General features: G+C 72.0%; 16 protein-coding genes. 7 read left to right on the plus strand and 9 right to left on the minus strand.

The window, feature by feature from the left end; all coding sequences use genetic code 11:
* The first annotated feature begins 33 nt into the window (after window positions 1-33).
* The gene (locus ACZOOI_RS24350) at window positions 34-390 is read left to right on the plus strand and encodes an SseB family protein (RefSeq protein WP_391589426.1); all 357 of its coding nucleotides are present in this window, start codon (window positions 34-36) and stop codon (window positions 388-390) included.
* Window positions 391-439: 49 nt separating this feature from the next.
* Here ACZOOI_RS24350 and ACZOOI_RS24355 read toward each other — a convergent pair whose 3' ends face one another.
* The 5 genes from ACZOOI_RS24355 to ACZOOI_RS24375 form a co-directional block, all read right to left on the minus strand.
* Window positions 440-1873 carry an 8-oxoguanine deaminase gene (locus ACZOOI_RS24355; protein WP_465277809.1) on the minus strand — a complete coding sequence of 478 codons (1434 nt, stop codon included), beginning with the start codon at window positions 1871-1873 and terminating at the stop codon, window positions 440-442.
* Between the two features lie 291 nt (window positions 1874-2164).
* Entirely contained in the window at window positions 2165-2506 is a 342-nt protein-coding gene (gene uraH, locus ACZOOI_RS24360) for a hydroxyisourate hydrolase (RefSeq protein ID WP_465277810.1), read from the minus strand.
* On the minus strand, window positions 2503-3000 hold the full coding sequence (gene uraD / locus ACZOOI_RS24365) for a 2-oxo-4-hydroxy-4-carboxy-5-ureidoimidazoline decarboxylase (protein ID WP_465277811.1): 498 nt from the start codon (window positions 2998-3000) through the stop codon (window positions 2503-2505). Before uraD ends, uraH begins: the two co-directional genes overlap by 4 nt.
* A gap of 64 nt (window positions 3001-3064) precedes the next feature.
* Window positions 3065-3427 carry a helix-turn-helix domain-containing protein gene (locus ACZOOI_RS24370; RefSeq protein WP_465277812.1) on the minus strand — a complete coding sequence of 121 codons (363 nt, stop codon included), beginning with the start codon at window positions 3425-3427 and terminating at the stop codon, window positions 3065-3067.
* Window positions 3424-3681, minus strand: coding sequence for a thiamine-binding protein (locus tag ACZOOI_RS24375; protein ID WP_465277813.1), 258 nt, complete (start codon window positions 3679-3681; stop codon window positions 3424-3426). The genes ACZOOI_RS24370 and ACZOOI_RS24375 overlap by 4 nt, the downstream gene beginning before the upstream one ends.
* 386 nt (window positions 3682-4067) lie before the next feature.
* Between ACZOOI_RS24375 and ACZOOI_RS24380 the strand changes: the two genes are divergently transcribed.
* From ACZOOI_RS24380 to ACZOOI_RS24400, 5 genes are all read left to right on the plus strand, one after another.
* Window positions 4068-4604 (plus strand): glycerate kinase, encoded by a 537-nt coding sequence (locus ACZOOI_RS24380; RefSeq protein ID WP_465277814.1) that lies wholly within the window; start codon window positions 4068-4070, stop codon window positions 4602-4604.
* A complete protein-coding gene (gene allB / locus ACZOOI_RS24385; protein ID WP_465277815.1) occupies window positions 4601-5944 on the plus strand; it encodes an allantoinase AllB in 1344 nt (447 codons plus the stop codon). The genes ACZOOI_RS24380 and allB overlap by 4 nt, the downstream gene beginning before the upstream one ends.
* A 106-nt stretch (window positions 5945-6050) precedes the next feature.
* Window positions 6051-7121 (plus strand): allantoicase, encoded by a 1071-nt coding sequence (gene alc / locus ACZOOI_RS24390; protein ID WP_465277816.1) that lies wholly within the window; start codon window positions 6051-6053, stop codon window positions 7119-7121.
* 474 nt (window positions 7122-7595) lie between these two features.
* Window positions 7596-9008 (plus strand): family 2B encapsulin nanocompartment shell protein, encoded by a 1413-nt coding sequence (locus ACZOOI_RS24395; RefSeq protein ID WP_465277817.1) that lies wholly within the window; start codon window positions 7596-7598, stop codon window positions 9006-9008.
* Window positions 9009-9124: 116 nt separating this feature from the next.
* Complete coding sequence (locus ACZOOI_RS24400) at window positions 9125-9334, plus strand: CsbD family protein (protein WP_465277818.1); 210 nt, start codon at window positions 9125-9127, stop codon at window positions 9332-9334.
* Window positions 9335-9583: 249 nt separating this feature from the next.
* Here the strand turns inward: ACZOOI_RS24400 and pucD are convergent, their stop codons facing one another.
* Genes pucD through ACZOOI_RS24415 form a run of 3 tightly spaced genes read right to left on the minus strand, consistent with a single transcriptional unit; the run spans window position 9584 to window position 13335 of the window.
* A complete protein-coding gene (gene pucD / locus ACZOOI_RS24405; protein ID WP_465277819.1) occupies window positions 9584-11950 on the minus strand; it encodes a xanthine dehydrogenase subunit D in 2367 nt (788 codons plus the stop codon).
* A 3-nt stretch (window positions 11951-11953) separates the two neighbouring features.
* Entirely contained in the window at window positions 11954-12454 is a 501-nt protein-coding gene (locus ACZOOI_RS24410) for a (2Fe-2S)-binding protein (RefSeq protein ID WP_465277820.1), read from the minus strand.
* A complete protein-coding gene (locus ACZOOI_RS24415; protein WP_465277821.1) occupies window positions 12451-13335 on the minus strand; it encodes an FAD binding domain-containing protein in 885 nt (294 codons plus the stop codon). Before ACZOOI_RS24415 ends, ACZOOI_RS24410 begins: the two co-directional genes overlap by 4 nt.
* Window positions 13336-13607: 272 nt before the next feature.
* Here ACZOOI_RS24415 and ACZOOI_RS24420 point away from each other — a divergent pair, with 272 nt between their 5' ends.
* The gene (locus ACZOOI_RS24420) at window positions 13608-15227 is read left to right on the plus strand and encodes a PucR family transcriptional regulator (RefSeq protein WP_465277822.1); all 1620 of its coding nucleotides are present in this window, start codon (window positions 13608-13610) and stop codon (window positions 15225-15227) included.
* A 75-nt stretch (window positions 15228-15302) separates the two neighbouring features.
* Here the strand turns inward: ACZOOI_RS24420 and ACZOOI_RS24425 are convergent, their stop codons facing one another.
* Window positions 15303-16088, minus strand: coding sequence for an SDR family NAD(P)-dependent oxidoreductase (locus ACZOOI_RS24425; RefSeq protein WP_465277823.1), 786 nt, complete (start codon window positions 16086-16088; stop codon window positions 15303-15305).
* Window positions 16089-16246: the final 158 nt, after the last annotated feature.

The raw sequence follows: 16246 nt of genomic DNA on the forward strand, positions 1-16246 counted from the left end.
AATCCCGACAATCGGGGCCCATATGATCATGGCATGACTGCCGCAAACCCGGCCCTGGCCGCCATCCTCGACCGCGCCGACGAGACCGAGACCGACCCCGCCGATCTGCTCGCGGAGATCGTGGCCGGCGGCGTGGTCGTGCCGATCGACGACACCGAGTCGGTGGTCTTCATCCAGGGGCAGGACGGGCTGCCGTGGCTGCCCGCGTTCGTCGACGCGGCCACCTGCGCCCGGGACGTACCGCACGCCCGACCGTATCTGTGCGACGCCGCGCGCCTGGTCGACATCGCCGCGCGGACCGGCGTGCGCACCATGACGGTGGCCTCCGCCACGCAGTGCGCGACCGTACCGCTGGTACTGGTCGCCAGGGCCGCGACGGCGAACGACTGACGGCGACCCTGCGCAAGAGGGTCGGCGAACGTCGAGCTGCGCCTGCGGCTCACTCGGCGCGCAGGCGGGCCGCCGCGTGGGCCACGTTGCGGGCGATTTCCTCCTCGTCGATCCGGGAGAGTCGGCCCTGTTCGACCACCTCGCGACCGTTCACCAGCAACAGGGTCAGCGGTGCCGCCGCGCCCAGGACCAGGGCGGCGACCGGGTCGATGATGCCCGAGTGCAGGACGCCGTCCACCCGCCACATCGCCAGGTCGGCGAGCTTGCCGGGCTCCAGCGAGCCGATCTCGTGCTCGCGACCGAGCACCTTCGCACCGCCCATCGTGCCCAGCCGCAACGACTGACGGGCCGTCATCGCCGCCGGGCCGCCGCGCAGTCGGGCGATCAGCAGCGCGTTGCGCAGTTCCGTACCCAGCTCGCCCGACTCGTTGGAGGCGGCGCCGTCCACGCCCAGGCCGACCGGTATGCCGGCGGCCACCATCTCCGGCACGCGCGCGATGCCCGCGGCCAGCCGGGCGTTGGAGGACGGGCAGTGCGCCACACCGGTGCCGGTGGCGGCGAACTTGGTGATGTCCGAGTCGTTCATGTGTACGCAGTGCGCCATCCACACGTCCTCGCCCAGCCAACCCACGCTCTCCAGGTAGTCGGTGGGGCCCATGCCGAACTTCTCCCGGCAAAAGGCCTCCTCCTCCACCGTCTCCGAGCCGTGGGTGTGCAGTCGCACGCCCTTCGCGCGGGCCAACTCGGCTGTTCCGCGCAGCAGTTGCGGAGTGACGGTGAACGGGGAGCAGGGTGCGGCGGTGATTCGCACCATCGAGTCGAAGGACGCGTCGTGCCACGTGTCGATCGCCTCGGCGGTCGCGGCGAGTGCCGCGTCGGTGTCCTCGACGCACGCGTCCGGCGGCAGCCCGCCCTGCGATCGGCCCAGGTCCATCGAGCCGCGGGTGGGCTGGAAACGCATGCCCAGTTCGGCCAGCGCGCGGATCTCCGCCGCCAGGATGTCGCCGCCGTCCTTGGGGAAGACGTACGCGTGGTCCGTGGAGGTGGTGCAACCCGAGCGCAGCAGCGCGGCGGCCGAGCCCTGCGCGGCGGCGTAACACATCTCGTCGTCGATCTTCGCCCAGGTGGGGTACAGCGTCGCGAGCCAGTCGAAGAGGGTGCACTCCTGGGCGAGGCCGCGGGTGATCCACTGGTAGAAGTGGTGGTGCGTGTTGACCAGGCCCGGTGTGACCAGGTGGCCCGTCCCGTCGATCCGGCGCACGACGTTTTCCAGGCCGGCGGGGGCGGCCCCGGCACCGACCGACTCGATGCGGTTGCCCGCGACCACGATGTGGCCGAAGGCGTACTCGGTGTCCCGCGCGTCCACGGTTGCGATCGCGCAGTTCTCGACGACGACGCGCCGGGGGGCGGCGGGGCCGACGGTGGTGGCCCCCGGGGAGGTCGCGGGGGAGCCGTCCGCGGAGTGCGCTTCGGAGTCGCCCACGGAACTCGCCGCGGAGTTCCCTACGGAGTTCGCCCCGGCGTCGCCTACGGAGTTTGCCTCGGAGTTCCCTGCAGACATGGGCGGTTCCTTTGCGGCAGTGGTCCGATGTGCGAACGTAACGCCGTTCGGTCCTGCGGGCGGGCGCGCGAACCCGGAGGCGGGACGGCGGATGGAGAAGCCTCCGGGGTGGATGCCCGAGCGGCCGGTGTTCAGTCCACCTGGGACCCGTGGGGCGACACCCTCGCGGTGCACCGTGCCCTCGATCGAACCGTAGCGTCGATCGGCGGCCGGTCAGCTCCCTCGATAGACGGAGTATCCATAGGGGTTGAGCAAGAGCGGTACGTGGTAGTGCGTTTCGGGGTCGGCGGTGAAGACCACCCGGACCTCCGGGAAGAACGGCGTCTCGCCGCGGGCGCGGCGGTACGCGGCGACGTCGAAGACCAGCCGGACGTCGACCGGCCCGGCGTCCGGCCCGACCCCCAACGGCGGCAGGTCAGGACAGCGGCCGTCCGCGTTCGTGGCGGACGTGCCGAGCACGATCCATGTTCCGTCGGCGGTGCGCCGGGACAACTCGACCGGCACGTCGGTTGCCGGTCTGCCCTCGCTGGTGTCCAGGATGTGCGTGGAGATCATGCGGAGATCAGCCCTTCCAGGCGCAGGCGGTTGATCTTCCGCAGCTCCTCGCGGGTGACCTCCCACTCGGACGCCGGGTCGTTGTCGAGTCGGTGCCGCAGTTCGGCGAGCATCTCCGCGGCGCTGCGACCACTCGCGCAGATCAGGAAGACCCGGCCGAACCGGTTCTGGTACGCGATGTTCCCGGCCCGCAGGTCGGCCAACACCGCGTCACCCGCCCGGTGGACCCCCGACTGTTCGCGCGCGGACTGCGGATCGTCGGGACGCGGGCGGCCGATCACGGCGTGGCCCTCGACCGCCTCCCGAAGGTCCTCGACGGTGAGCGCCGCGACCGCCTCGTCGGAACTCGCGTACAGCTCGTCCGGGTCGCCGTAGGGCCGAGCCGCGAACACCGCACCGATCCACGCACCACTCGCGCACACCTCACCGAGCAGCCGGATCACCTCGTCGTCGGACGCGTGGTTGAGCCTGTCGAGTCCTGCCGCTGACGACATCCCGAGAACCTCCTCACTCGTCGGGCAAACCCTCCGGAGCCGAACGCCCCGCGGTGATGGGGCATCAGTCTCGGGTTTCTCGGTTGAGGTAGTTGTAGACCGTGAAGCGGCTTACGCCGAGGGCCGCGGCCACGGTTTCGACGCCGTGGCGGATGGTGAAGGCGCCGCGTTGTTCGAGGGTGCGGACCACGCGTTGTTTGGCCTCGCGGTCGAGGGCGGCCAGGGGGCCGTGCCGGCGTTCGGCGTCGCCGAGGAGGCGGTCGAGGGCGGAGACCAGGTCCGGGAGGCGGACGGCGACGACCGGCTCGCCCTCCCAGTCCAGGACGACGTCCTCGGGGCCGGCATCGTCCGGGGTGACGAGTTCGGCGCCGAGCGCGGCCACCAGGGGTTTGATGGCGGCGGACAGCGGATGTTCGGCGGGGCTCATGCGTGGCCTTCCGGGGTTTCCGGCACGGCGGTGACCTGGACCGGGATCCGGGTCGCGCCGACGCCGAGTGCGCCTCGGAACACGTTGTCGAGGGCCGCGAGCACGACGTCCGCCTCGCCCTCGGCGGTCGAGCCGAACGGGCCGACCTCCAAGTCGAGGCCCGCTTCCTCGATGACCCGTCGGGCCTCCAGGGCGTGGGCCGGCACCCCGTCCAGGTCGAACGGTTCGGTCGAGAACTCCATCCGCAATCGCACGCCCGAACCCTAGCGCCCGAGCGTTCCCCGCCAGGATCCGCGCGGCGGTCGGCCTCGCGACCGCGGGGATGGATCGACGGGCCGGAAATCGGACCCCTGCCGGCGACGGCCCAGCGTAGGGGGGATCGTGTTCGTCGGCCTGGGCATCATGGGCGGCCGGCGGGTTCCGTGGCCGAAGCCGCCCCCGATCGATCCCGCCTGCCGACGTCGGCCCCGTTTCGCGGTGGCGCGGCCGCGTCGCCGGGCGGTCGCCGGCCCTGTCGATCCCCCCGAGGGCGGCAGCCACGTAGTTGACTGAGCCCTGGACGGGCCTTCCCGAGGGCCTGGACAGTGTCCCCGGACGGCCCACCCGAACGGCCTGCACAGCCCACCCGAAGGAGCAGCGTATGGGACCGGTCGTCGTCCCGGCCCCCGGCAGGTTCAAGAGGACCTCGACCGGTAAGGGGAGCTTGACCGCGGTGCAGGCCGCCGCCGGGCTTGCCGCCGGGATCCGACGGGTCCCTCCGGACGCGGACGTACCGATGTTGCCGAGCGCCGACGGCGGCGAGGGCACCGTGGACGCGGCGGGTGCGGAGTCGCCTCCCGGCGGGGCCGCGCCGGTACGGCTGGACCGGATCGAGCGGGGCGACCCGGCGGCCGAACCGGCCGGCGTCGAGGTGGTGATCACCCCGGCCGTGGACAGTCCGCTGCTGGGCCCGAAGGGGCCCGCGGCGGTGTACGGGCCGCAGAAGGCCGCCCGGCCGCAGGACGTGCGCGTACCGGACGCCGCGTTCGCGCACTGGGCCGCGCTGGTCGGCCTCGGCGCGGACAGCGTGGTCCGCGTCAGCGAACTCGTGGCGGAAGCAGGCGAATTACCGGTCCGGGACCTGCCGAGCGAGCGGGCCGAGCAGGTGCACCGGGTGGACTCGGAGGACGCGTCGTGACCCACACCCCCACTCTCGTACTGCGCTCGCGCCGGGTGTCCACCCCGGCCGGCGAACGGCCGGCCGACGTGGTCGTGGCCGGCGACCGGATCGTGGACGTGCTGCCGTACCGCACCGCTGCCGGCACACCGGTCGAGGATCTGGGCGAACTCGCGCTGCTGCCGGGCCTGGTGGATACCCACGTACACATCAACGAACCGGGCCGCACCGCGTGGGAGGGGTTCACCAGCGCGACCCGGGCCGCGGCGGCCGGCGGCGTCACCACGCTGATCGACATGCCGCTGAACTCGATCCCGGCCACCGTCACGCTCGATGCGCTGCGGGTCAAGCAGGAGGTGGCACGCGGCCGGGTCTACGTGGATGTGGGCTTCTGGGGTGGCGCGATCCCGGGCAACACCGACCAATTGGAGCCCCTGCATCGGGCCGGCGTGTACGGCTTCAAGAGCTTCCTCGCGCCGTCCGGCGTCGAGGAGTTCCCGCACGTGGACGCGGCCGAACTGGACTTGGCGCTGACCGAACAGGCCCGGCTCGGCGCGCTGGCGATCATCCACGCCGAGGCGCCGCAGGTGCTGGACGCCGCGCCGCAGGTGCCCGGCCGGGCGTACGCCGACTTCCTGGCCTCGCGTCCGGACGCGGCCGAGACCGTCGCGGTGGAGCAGTTGCTCGCCACGGCCGAGCGCACCGGTGCCCGCGTACACGTCCTGCACGTGTCCTCGGCGGACGTGCTGCCGCTCCTGGACGCCGCCCGCGCGGCGGGGATCGCGGTCACCGCCGAGACCTGCCCGCACTACCTGACCCTGGTCGCCGAGGGCGTCCCGGCGGGCGACACCGCGTTCAAGTGTTGCCCGCCGATTCGTTCCCGGGACAACCGCGACCGGCTGTGGCGCGGGATCGCGGCCGGTTCGTTCGCAGCCGTGGTCTCCGACCATTCGCCGTGCACCACCGACCTCAAACGGCTGGACGTCGGCGACTTCGCCGCGGCCTGGGGCGGCATCGCGTCGCTGCAACTGGGCCTGCCCACGGTGTGGACCGAGGCCCGCGCCCGCGGCCTCGCACTGGCCGACGTGGTCGCGCTGATGTCCGCCGGCCCGGCCCGGCTGGTGGGCCTGGCCCGCAAGGGCGCGATCGCACCCGGCTACGACGCCGACCTGGTCGCGTTCGACTCGGACGCGGTGTTCACCGTGGACCCGGCCGGACTGCACCACCGCAACCCGATCACCCCGTACGCGGGCCGCGCGCTCACCGGCGCGGTGCGCACCACGTGGCTCGCGGGCACGCCCGTGGACGTGCACGGCAGCCCGCGCGGACGGCTCCTGGATCGGACGGAGACCGCCTCGTGATCACCGCGGGGATGCGCCGGCGATGCGGCCGCCACGGCCTGCCCCCGCACTGTCTCGGGTCATCGCCGCGTCTCGTCAACTCCCGCCCAGGACAAGGAGATCGACCTTGAGCAGCGATTTCACCGAATACGTCAACCTGGCCGCACGCGCCCTCGGGGCGGGCGTGCCGGTCGCCAACGACGAGTGGTTCGCCGAGAAGGAGAACCTGCTCAGAGCCGAACCGCCGGTCTTCAGCCCGCATACGTTCGGGCCCAAGGGCCAGATCATGGACGGCTGGGAGACCCGTCGCCGACGCGGCCCCTCGGCCGAGCATCCGCATCCCGAGGCCGATGCGCACGACTGGGCGATCGTCCGGCTCGGCGTGCCGGGCGTGCTGCGCGGGATCGTGGTGGACACCGCGTTCTTCACCGGCAACTACCCGCCGAGCGCGTCGGTGGAGGCCGCGGCCGTGCCCGGCACCCCCTCGGTGGCGGAACTGCTCGACCCCGCCGTGCAGTGGACCACGATCGTCGCGCGCACCGACCTTGAAGGCGATACGGCACACCCGTTCGCGGTCACCGCCGAGCAGCGGTTCACCCACGTGCGGCTGAACATCTTCCCCGACGGCGGGGTGGCCAGGCTGCGTGTGTACGGCGAGGCGGTACCGGACCCGACCTGGCTGGACGGGCTCACCGTGGACCTGGCCGCGCAGGAGTACGGCGCGGTGGCCGAGGCGGCCAGCGACCTATACTTCTCCTCGCCGCACAACCTCAACGCGCCGGGCCGCTCGCGGGTGATGGGCGAGGGCTGGGAGACCCGGCGCCGGCGCGACGACGGGCACGACTGGGTGCGGGTGCGCCTGGCCGGGCAGGCCGAGGTCCTGGCCGCCGAGATCGACATCGACAACTACCTGGGCAACGCGCCGGGTTGGGTTGCGCTCGTCGGCTGCGACGCGGGTGTCGACCCGGACGTGTGGTTCGAACTGTTGCCGCGCACCCGGGTCCAGCCGGACACCCGGCACCGCTTCCGACTCGCCGGTGGGCGGCCCGTCACGCACGTGCGCATCGAGGTCTTCCCGGACGGCGGGGTGGCCCGACTACGGCTGCCGGGCCGGCTGACCGAGGCCGCCCTGACGGCCCTTCGCAACCGTTTCGACACCCCGGATCCGCCCGGCGACGAAACCGCTCGGGATGGCTGATGGGGAGTCAACGCCGGTGTGGAGAGCCGATATCGACCACGGACGCAGGTACGCAGGTACGCGGGGCCGGTACGTCGGCCTCCTGGGACGACATCGTGGAGCGGTGCTCCGGTGATTCCACGCGGTGGAAGCGGAGTACGGGGACCGGGTGACCAAGGCGGTCTCGGCGATCCGGGACGCCTGAGCCCGCGGGCCGCGGCCCGCGGAGCGGGACTTCCCGAGGCCCGAGCGGGGCGGGTCGGCGCACGCTTCGACGTCCTCGGACGCCGGGGCGCGCGCTCGGCCGTTCGGCGGGCGGCCGAGTGGGTGCGTGGGTGCGAACTCCACGGGCAACCGTAGTTACATAGCCACTTCCACGCCTCTCCAGTCTCACCCGTTCGGGTAATGGCCGGCTGCCTCCGCAGCGGCAACGATTGACCGCGCACACCGGTTCAGCCAGGGGAGCGGCCGGTGCATCCAGGGGAGGCGGAATCGTTGTCGATCGATGCTGGGGCCGGCGCGGGAAGTGAAGCCCAGGACACGCTGACTCGTTCGAGTCTTGCGACGGAGGCGGCGCGAAATCTCGCGACGACCACCAAGACCGTCCCGCAGATGCAGGACATCACGTCGCGGTGGCTGCTGAAGATGTTGCCGTGGGTCCAGGTGTCGGGTGGTACATATCGGGTCAACCGGCGGTTGAGCTACCGGGTGGGCGACGGACGCGTGCAGTTCGTCCAGACCGGGTCCGAAGTCCGGGTGATCCCGTCGGAGTTGTGCGAGCTGGCGCCACTGCGCGGGTTCGAGAACGACGAGGTTCTGCGTGCGTTGGCGGACCGCTTCGTGCGGCGGGAGTACGCGGCGGGGGAGTCGCTGGCGACGATGGGTGAGCCGAACGACCGGGTGTTCCTGGTCGTGCACGGCAAGATCGCCAAGTCCGGGGTGGGTCCCTACGGCGATCGCACCTCGCTCGGATTGCACGGCGACGGCGACCACTTCGGCGAGAAGATGCTCGTCGACCGGGAATCGTCGTGGGACTACACGGCCACGGCGGCCACTTCGGTGATCGTGCTGGAGCTGCCCAGGGACGCCTTCGACGGGCTGCATGCCGACAGCCTGCGCGAGCACCTCGCGGAGTACGCCGAGGCCAGTAGCCGCCCGCAGAACGCGAAGGGTGAGGCGGCGATCCCGATGTCCGCCGGGCACCACGGCGAGGCGGTGCTGCCGGGCAGCTTCGTGGACTACGAACTCAACCCGCGCGAGTACGAGTTGAGCGCGGCGCAGACCGTGTTGCGGGTGCACACCCGGGTGGCCGATCTGTACAACCAGCCGATGGATCAGATCGAGCAGCAGCTGCGACTGACCATCGAGGCGTTGCGCGAGCGGCAGGAACACGAGCTGATCAACAACCCCGATTTCGGTCTGCTGCACAACGCGGACTACGAGCAGCGCATCCAGGCCCAGGCCGGCCCGCCGACGCCGGACGACATGGACGAACTGCTCAGTCGCCGGCGCGGCTCCCGGCTGTTCCTGGCCCACCCGCGCACGATCGCCGCGTTCGGCCGCGAGTGCAGCCGGCTCGGCCTGTACCCGACCACGGTCGACGTGGGCGGCAATCAGATCCCGGCCTGGCGCGGAGTGCCGATCTTCCCGTGCAACAAGATCCCGATCTCCGAGGCGCGCACCAGTTCGATCCTGGTACTGCGTACGGGTGAGGACGACCAGGGTGTGGTGGGCCTGCACCAGACCGGTCTGCCGGACGAGTACCAGCCCGGTCTGTCGGTGCGTTTCATGGGTATCAACGAGCAGGCGCTGATCTCCTACCTGGTCACGGCGTACTACTCGGCGGCGGTCCTGGTGCCGGATGCGCTGGGTGTGCTGGAGAACGTGGAGATCTCCCGAGCCAGGTGACAAGAGTCACGAACGTCACGAAAGTGTGTCGAATGGGTCGTTTGCGGTAATAGGTCGGGCTGGACGTTGCGCGATCAACGGACGCGCACGGTCAACCGCGACAGGAGACCCGAGACATGGGCACCGACGACAACATCCGCAACAAGGCCCAGGACGTCAGCGGCCGGGCCAAGGAGAAGCTCGGCGAGGCGACCGGCAACGAGGATCTGCGCGACGAGGGTCAGCAGGATCAGGGCGCGGCCAAGGCCAAGGACACCATCGCGGGTGCCAAGGACAAGGCCAACGAGGCGATCAACAAGATCAAGGGCTCCATGAAGCGCGACTGAACCCACCTGTGACCAGCAGCGAGGCTCCCGCTGGGGGGCCTCGCTGCACTCGTGGGCGGCCGGTTTGTGGCCTCATGCGCCGGCCGGGCTATTTGGTTCTCGTGCGGCATGGGCGTTGGTGTCGCCAGTCGACCACCACCTCGTCCGCCTTCGGGACGCGGCGTCGGGTTGCGTGCGGCCCTTGTGTATCGCACGCGCTCGTGTGGTGGCCGAGGAGCTTGGCCACGCGGGGTGCCGCCGATGCGGGACTCAGGTTCCGGTGAGATGTTCCGGTCGGATCGGTACTCGGTTCAGGGGCAGGCCGGTTGCCGCGCGGATTGCCGCGACGATGGCCGGGGTGGAGGAGAGCGTGGGGGCCTCGCCGGCTCCGCGCAGTCCGTACGGTGCGTGCGGGTCGGCCAGTTCGAGCATGTGCACCGGCATCGGCGGGGTGTCGAGGATGGTGGGGATCAGGTAGTCCGTGAAGGACGGGTTCCGGACCTTGCCGTCCTTGACGACGATCTCCTCCATCACCGCCAGGCCCAACCCCTGGGTGCTGCCGCCGTGGATCTGGCCGACCACGGCGAGTGGGTTGATCGCCTTGCCCACGTCCTGCGCGGCGGCCAGCTCGACCACCTTGACCAGGCCCAGTTCCACGTCCACGTCCACGACCGCGCGGTGCGCGCAGAACGTGTACTGGACGTGCCCGAAGCCCTGCCCGGTGACCCTGTCGAACGCCTCGGTCGGGCGGTGGCGGAACTCGGTGGTCTCGTCCACCGGTTCGTCGCCGAGCAGGTCCACCAGGTCGGCGACCACCTCGCCCGCGGCGGTGAGCACCTTGCCGCCGGACAGGCGCAGGCTCGCCGCGAACGCGGGGGCCCAGCCGTACCGGTCCCGGCCCCGGGCGAGCAGCACCGTACGCACCGCCTCGGCCGTCTGCTTCACCGCGCCGCCGGTCATGTACGTCTGCCGGGACGCGGACGTCGAACCGGCCGAGCCCACCCGGGTGTCCGCCGGCGCCATGGTCACCTGGTCCACACCCAACTCGGTGCGTACGATCTGCGCCTGCACGGTGACCCCGCCCTGGCCGACCTCGGCCATCGCGGTGTGCACCAGCGCGACCGGCGCGCCGCCCATCACCTCCAGCCGGACCCGGGCCGTCGAATAGTCGTCGAAGCCCTCGGAGAAGCCGACGTTCTTGATGCCCACCGCGTAGCCGATTCCGCGCACGACGCCCTCGCCGTGCGTGGAGTTGGACAGCCCGCCCGGCAACTCGCGCAGGTCCGGCCCGTTCGCCGTACGCCGGCTGTCCGCCTCCGGCAGCGGCATCTCCTTGACCCGCCGGAGCAGTTCGGCCACCGGCGCCGGGGCGTCCACGATCTGCCCCGTGGGCAGCGCCGAACCCTGCTCCATCGCGTTCATCCGACGCAACTCGACCGGATCCAGGCCCAGTTCGGCGGCCAGCCGGTCCATCTGGCTCTCGTAGCCGAAGCACATCTGCACCGCGCCGAAGCCGCGCATCGCGCCGCACGGCGGGTTGTTGGTGTACACCGCCGTCGAGTCGACCACCGCGTGCGGAATCACGTACGGGCCGATGCCCAGCGAGGCCGCGTTGCCGACCACCGCGGGCGACGCGGACGCGTAGGCACCGCCGTCCAGCACGATCTCGGCCTTGACGAAGACCAGCCTGCCGTCCCGGGTGGCCCCGTGCTCGAACACCATCGTCGCGGGATGGCGGTGCACGTGGCCGAAGAACGACTCCTCGCGGTTGTAGACGATCTTGACCGGCTTGCCGGTGTGCTGCGCGAGCAGGCACGCGTGCACCTGCATCGAGATGTCCTCACGCCCGCCGAACGCACCGCCGACGCCGGCCAGGGTGAGTCGCACCTTCTCCGGCGGCAGCCCCAGCACCGGGCACATCTGCCGCTGGTCCACGTGCAGCCACTGGGTGGCGATGTACAGGTCGATGCCGCCGTCCTCGGCGGGCACCGCGAGACCGGACTCCGGGCCCAGGAATGCCTGGTCCTGCATGCCGACCTCGTACTCGCCGCGCACGATCACGTCCGCGAGCGCCCGCACCTCGGCCGAATCCCCGTCGCCGTGGTGGATGTGCTGGCTGTGCACGATGTTGCCGGACGCGTGTGCCTTGTAGTCGGCGGGCGCGTGCACGTAGCCGTACCGCTCCGGATCCAGCGCCTCGGCCGGCCCGATCGGGGGCAGCACGTCGTAGTCGACCACGATCTTGGCGATCGCGCGCCGGGCGGTCTCCGGATGGTCGGCCGCGACGATCACGATCGGTTCGCCGTGGAAGCGCACCTCGTCGATGGCCAGCACCGGCTGGTCCCGGATCTCCAGGCCGTAGAACTTGCTGCCCGGGATGTCCTCGTGGGTGAGTACCGCATACACACCCGGCTGGGCCAGTGCCGCGGACACGTCCACGGACCGGATCCGGGCCCGGGCGTGCGGGCTGCGCAGCGCCATCCCCCACAACATGTCCTCGTGCCACAGGTCCGACGCGTAGGCGAAGTCCCCCTTGACCTTGAGGATGCCGTCCGGACGCATCGGCGAGGCGCCGACGCCGTCCCGGCCGGGCGCGGCCACGTCCCGGAGGTTCTGCGGCTTGGTCAACGTGGCCACGGCTCAGCCCTCCAGGCCGGTCGGGGCCGCCTCGCGGGCGTCCGCCTTGCGGGCGGCGGCCAGGCGGACCGCGTCCATGATCTTCTCGTAGCCGGTGCAGCGGCACAGGTTGCCGGAGAGCGCCTCGCGGATCTCCGGGTCCGAGGGGTGGTGCACCCGGCTCAACAGGTCGTGCGTCTGGACCACCAGGCCCGGCGTGCAGAATCCGCACTGCACGGCGCCCGCGTCCACGAACGCCTGCTGGACCGGGTCCAACCTGTCGCCGTCGGCCAGGCCCTCGATCGTGCCGACCTCGCGGTCCTGCACCTGGCCGGCGGCGACCAGGCACGCACAGACCGGCTCGCCGTCCAGGTAGACCGTGCAGGAGCCGCATTCGCCCTGCTCGCACGCGTTCTTGGAACCGGGCAGCCCGACCCGCTCGCGCAGCACGTAGAGCAGACTCTCGCCCTCCCACACGTCGTCCGCCACGGTCGGGCGGCCGTTCACGGTGAAGGTGACCCTCATGCGGCGGCCCTCCCGGTGGCGCGGTGGTCGTTCCAGGTCCAAAGCAGCGTGCGGCGCGCCAGCACGGCCAGCGCATGCCGCCGATACGCGGCCGAGCCGCGCACGTCGTCGATCGGCGCGGCGGCCTGCGCCACCAGTTCGCCGAAGCGCTCGGCGGTGGCCACGGGCAACTCCCCGCCGGAGGTCCACAGCCCGGTGTCGTGCAACTCGGCCCGGATGAACGCCTCGGCCGCGCTCGCCCGGCGCGGGGTGGGCGCGGCGGAGCCGATCCCGGTGCGCACGTTCCGGGTCCGCGGGTGCAGCGCGACCGCGAACGAGCAGACCGCGATCACCATCGCGTTGCGGGTGCCGATCTTGGCGAACTGTTGCGGCCCGGTCGCCGAGGGGATGTGGATCGCCCGGATCAGCTCGTCCGGCTCCAGTGCGTTGCGCTTGACCCCGAGGTAGAAGTCGTCGATCGGGATCAGCCGGGTGCCGCGCACCGAGGCGGCCTCGACCGTGGCGCCGGACGCGAGCAGCGGCGGGTGCGCGTCGCCGGCGGGCGACGCGCCGCCCAGGTTGCCGCCGACCGAGCCCCGGTTGCGGATCTGCGGCGACCCGACCGTGCGCGCGCCCAGCGACAGGCCCGGGAGCCGGTCGTGCAGGGCGTCGATGATCTTCGAGTAGGGCACGGAGGCACCGAGGCGCACGGTGTCGTCGTCCTCGATCCGCCAGGTGTGCAGCTCGTGGATCCGGTTGAGATCGAGCAGGGCGTCCGGACGATGACGGTCGAAGTTCAGTTCGACCATCACGTCGGTGCCACCGGCGATCGGGACCGCGGACGGGTGCTGCGCCTTGACGGCGAGCGCCTCCTCCCACGTCGCGGGCCGCAGGAATTCCATGACGGGTGTCTCCTTCTGCCTTGCGGATGGCCCTACCGTCCTTGTACCCGTCGCGGGGGCGCTGCGCTTCGGGTCTGTCCGGTTCGGAGGGTGCGCACCAGTACACCGAGACGAGGGTCACTGCGAGTACCCACCAAAGGCATGACCCAGGCGTGTCGAGCTGGGGTGGTTCCCGTACTTTTCTCCAAGTGTTCGTCCGGTGGTCGAGCCGGTACGACGGATCCGCCGGGTGCGGCCCAGGCCGCACCGGCCCGATCGAGAGGGGGCCGCCGATGCGATTGCGCGCGCTTGTCGGCGATGGCACAGCCGGTGCCGGCATACCCGGGATCCGGTTGTTGGTCGGCGAGGCGGAACTGGATCGGTCGGTGCGCGCCGTGATGACCACCGACCTGCACGACCCCAGTCGCTACCTGACCGCCGGCGCCCTGGTGCTGACCGGCATGGGCTGGCGGGCGGAGCCGGCGGACTCGGATCGTTTCGTCCGGGTGTTGGTCGGGGGCGGGGCCACCGCGCTGGCCGCCGGGCAGGCCGAGATCGGCGACATCCCCGCCGATCTGGTGCGCGCGTGCGAGCGGCACCACCTGCCGCTGTTCGCCGTGGCCGAGGAGCTCTCCTTCGCGCATCTGACCGAATTCGTGATCCGCCGGATCTCCGCCGAACGGGCGACCGATCTGACCGCGGTGGTCGACCGGCATCGCCGGCTGGTGCAGGCCGCCGCCGGCGGGGCGGGCCTGGACGGGGTGCTCGGGCTGATCGCGGCCGACATCGACATGCACTGCTGGGTGCTCTCGCTGACCGGGCGCCAGGTCGCCGCCGGTGGGCCCGACCTGGCACCGGGGCTGCGGGTCGGGATGGCCCGCGCGCACTTCGCCGCGCGTGAGCGCAAGGCCCGGGTGCCGGCTCGCCATCGGGCCGACGGGCGCGCGTTCTCGCTGCTCCCGGTGCCCGAGGCGGGCGGCTCGGTCGACCCGGACACGTGGGGCGACTGGTTCCTCGTGGTCGAGGACGACGTCACCGACCGGCCGGACCGGCACCGGGCCCTGCTGGGCGAACTGGTCCGGCTGGTGTCGGTGGGCCGGGACCGGGTCGAGGACCGGCGCCGGCACACCCGGCGGTTGTCCGAGGACGTGCTGAACCTGCTCGCGGCCGGTGCCGACCCGGTCGAGGTGGCCGCGCGGCTGCGGGTCGCGGAACCGGACGACGCGGGCCGCACGCACTGGCAGTTCGCCACCGCGACCATCCCGGACCTGCCCGCGCGCGAGGCCCGCCGGCTGGCCCGGGAGCTCCTGGAGGAGGCGTTGGCGGATCAACCGAGCGCCGCCCTGGTCTCGGCGACCGGGTCGGGCGCGGTGGCGCTGATTCCGGGCGAGGGTCCGCCGGAGGGGGACGGCACCGAGCCGGACCCCATCACCCGGCTGCTGCGCGAACGGCTGGCCGCGCCGGCGGGGCCCACGGCGGGCGGCGTGCGGGTGCGGATCGGGGTGAGTGCACGAGTGACCCGCGCGGACGGGCTGCGCGGCGCGTTGGAGGAGGCCCGGCACGCGGGCCGGATCGCGGGCACCCGGCCCGGTCGGGTCGAGGTGGTCGGACACGCCGAACTCGCCTCGCACGTGGCGCTGTTGGCGGCGGTACCGGAGGACGTGCGGCGGGCGTTCCGCGGGCGGCTGCTGGAGCCGCTGCGCGCGTACGACGCGAGCCACCAGGCCGATCTGGTGGGCACGCTGGGGGCGTTCCTGGACTGCGACGGGTCCTGGACCCGGTGTGCGGCGCGGTTGCACGTACACGTGAACACGCTGCGCTATCGGATCGGCCGGATCGAGGAGTTGACCGGGCGTCGGCTGGCCCGGCTGGAGGACAAGGTGGACTTCTTCCTGGCGCTCAAGCTGCGCTGAGCGTGCGCTCACGACGGGTGGGGCGAACGGTGTGGACCGCCGTGACCGCCGGGAGCCGCCGCGGGCCGTCGTGGGTCAGCCGAAGGAGACGCCCGAGGTGACCGGGGTGATCGTGCCGGTGATGGCCCGGGCTCCGGAGGAGGCCAGGAACGCGACCGCGTCCGCGATGTCCTCGGGTCGGGTGATCCGACGCAGCGCCGACGATCTGGTCATCTCGGCGCGCACCTCCGCCTCGGGCACGTTCCGGCGCGCCGCGATGTCGGCGATGTACGCGGCCAGTTTGGCATTTTCGGTGTAGCCCGCGACGACCACGTTGACCCGCACGCCGTCCGGGCCGACCTCCTTGGCCAGCACGCCGGAGGCGACCTCCATCGCGGCCTTGGTCGCGGCATACGCGCCCAGGTTCACCAGCTTCGCGCGCGGCGCCTCCGAGCTGATCTGCACGATCGACCCGCCGCCGACCGCGCGCATGTACGGCAACGCGGCGCGCGAGACGGCCAGTACGCCGAGCACGTTGATCTCGAACGCCCGCCGAAACTCCGCCGGATCCAAGTCCTCCAGCCGCCCGGACGGGTTGTGGGTCGCGACGTTGACCACCACGTCCACCCGGCCGAGTTCACCCGCCGCGGTGTCCACCAGCGCCCGGCACGCGGCCTGGTCGGCCAGGTCGGTGGGTACCGCGATCACCCGACGGCCCGTCAGCTCGCGGATCTCGTCCGCGAGTCGGCGCAACGGCTCGGGCCGTCGCGCGGCCAGCGCCAGATCCGCGCCGGTGCGGGCCAGGGCCAGCGCGCAGGCGCGCCCGATGCCCTCGCCCGCCCCGGCGACGATTGCGACCCGTCCGTCCGGTTCCTCCGCCATCGATACCTCCGTGACGTGCCAAAACTTCGGAACTCGTCCCCCCGTCCTACCGCACGGTGCTTTCAATCGCCATGATCATCCGGTTGGGTTACTGTGCGCGGCCGTTCGCCGCCGAAGCGTCAACCCGGCAAGCCCTACCGACCCCACCGGAGGCACCG

This window comes from Embleya sp. L77 (assembly GCF_055557415.1).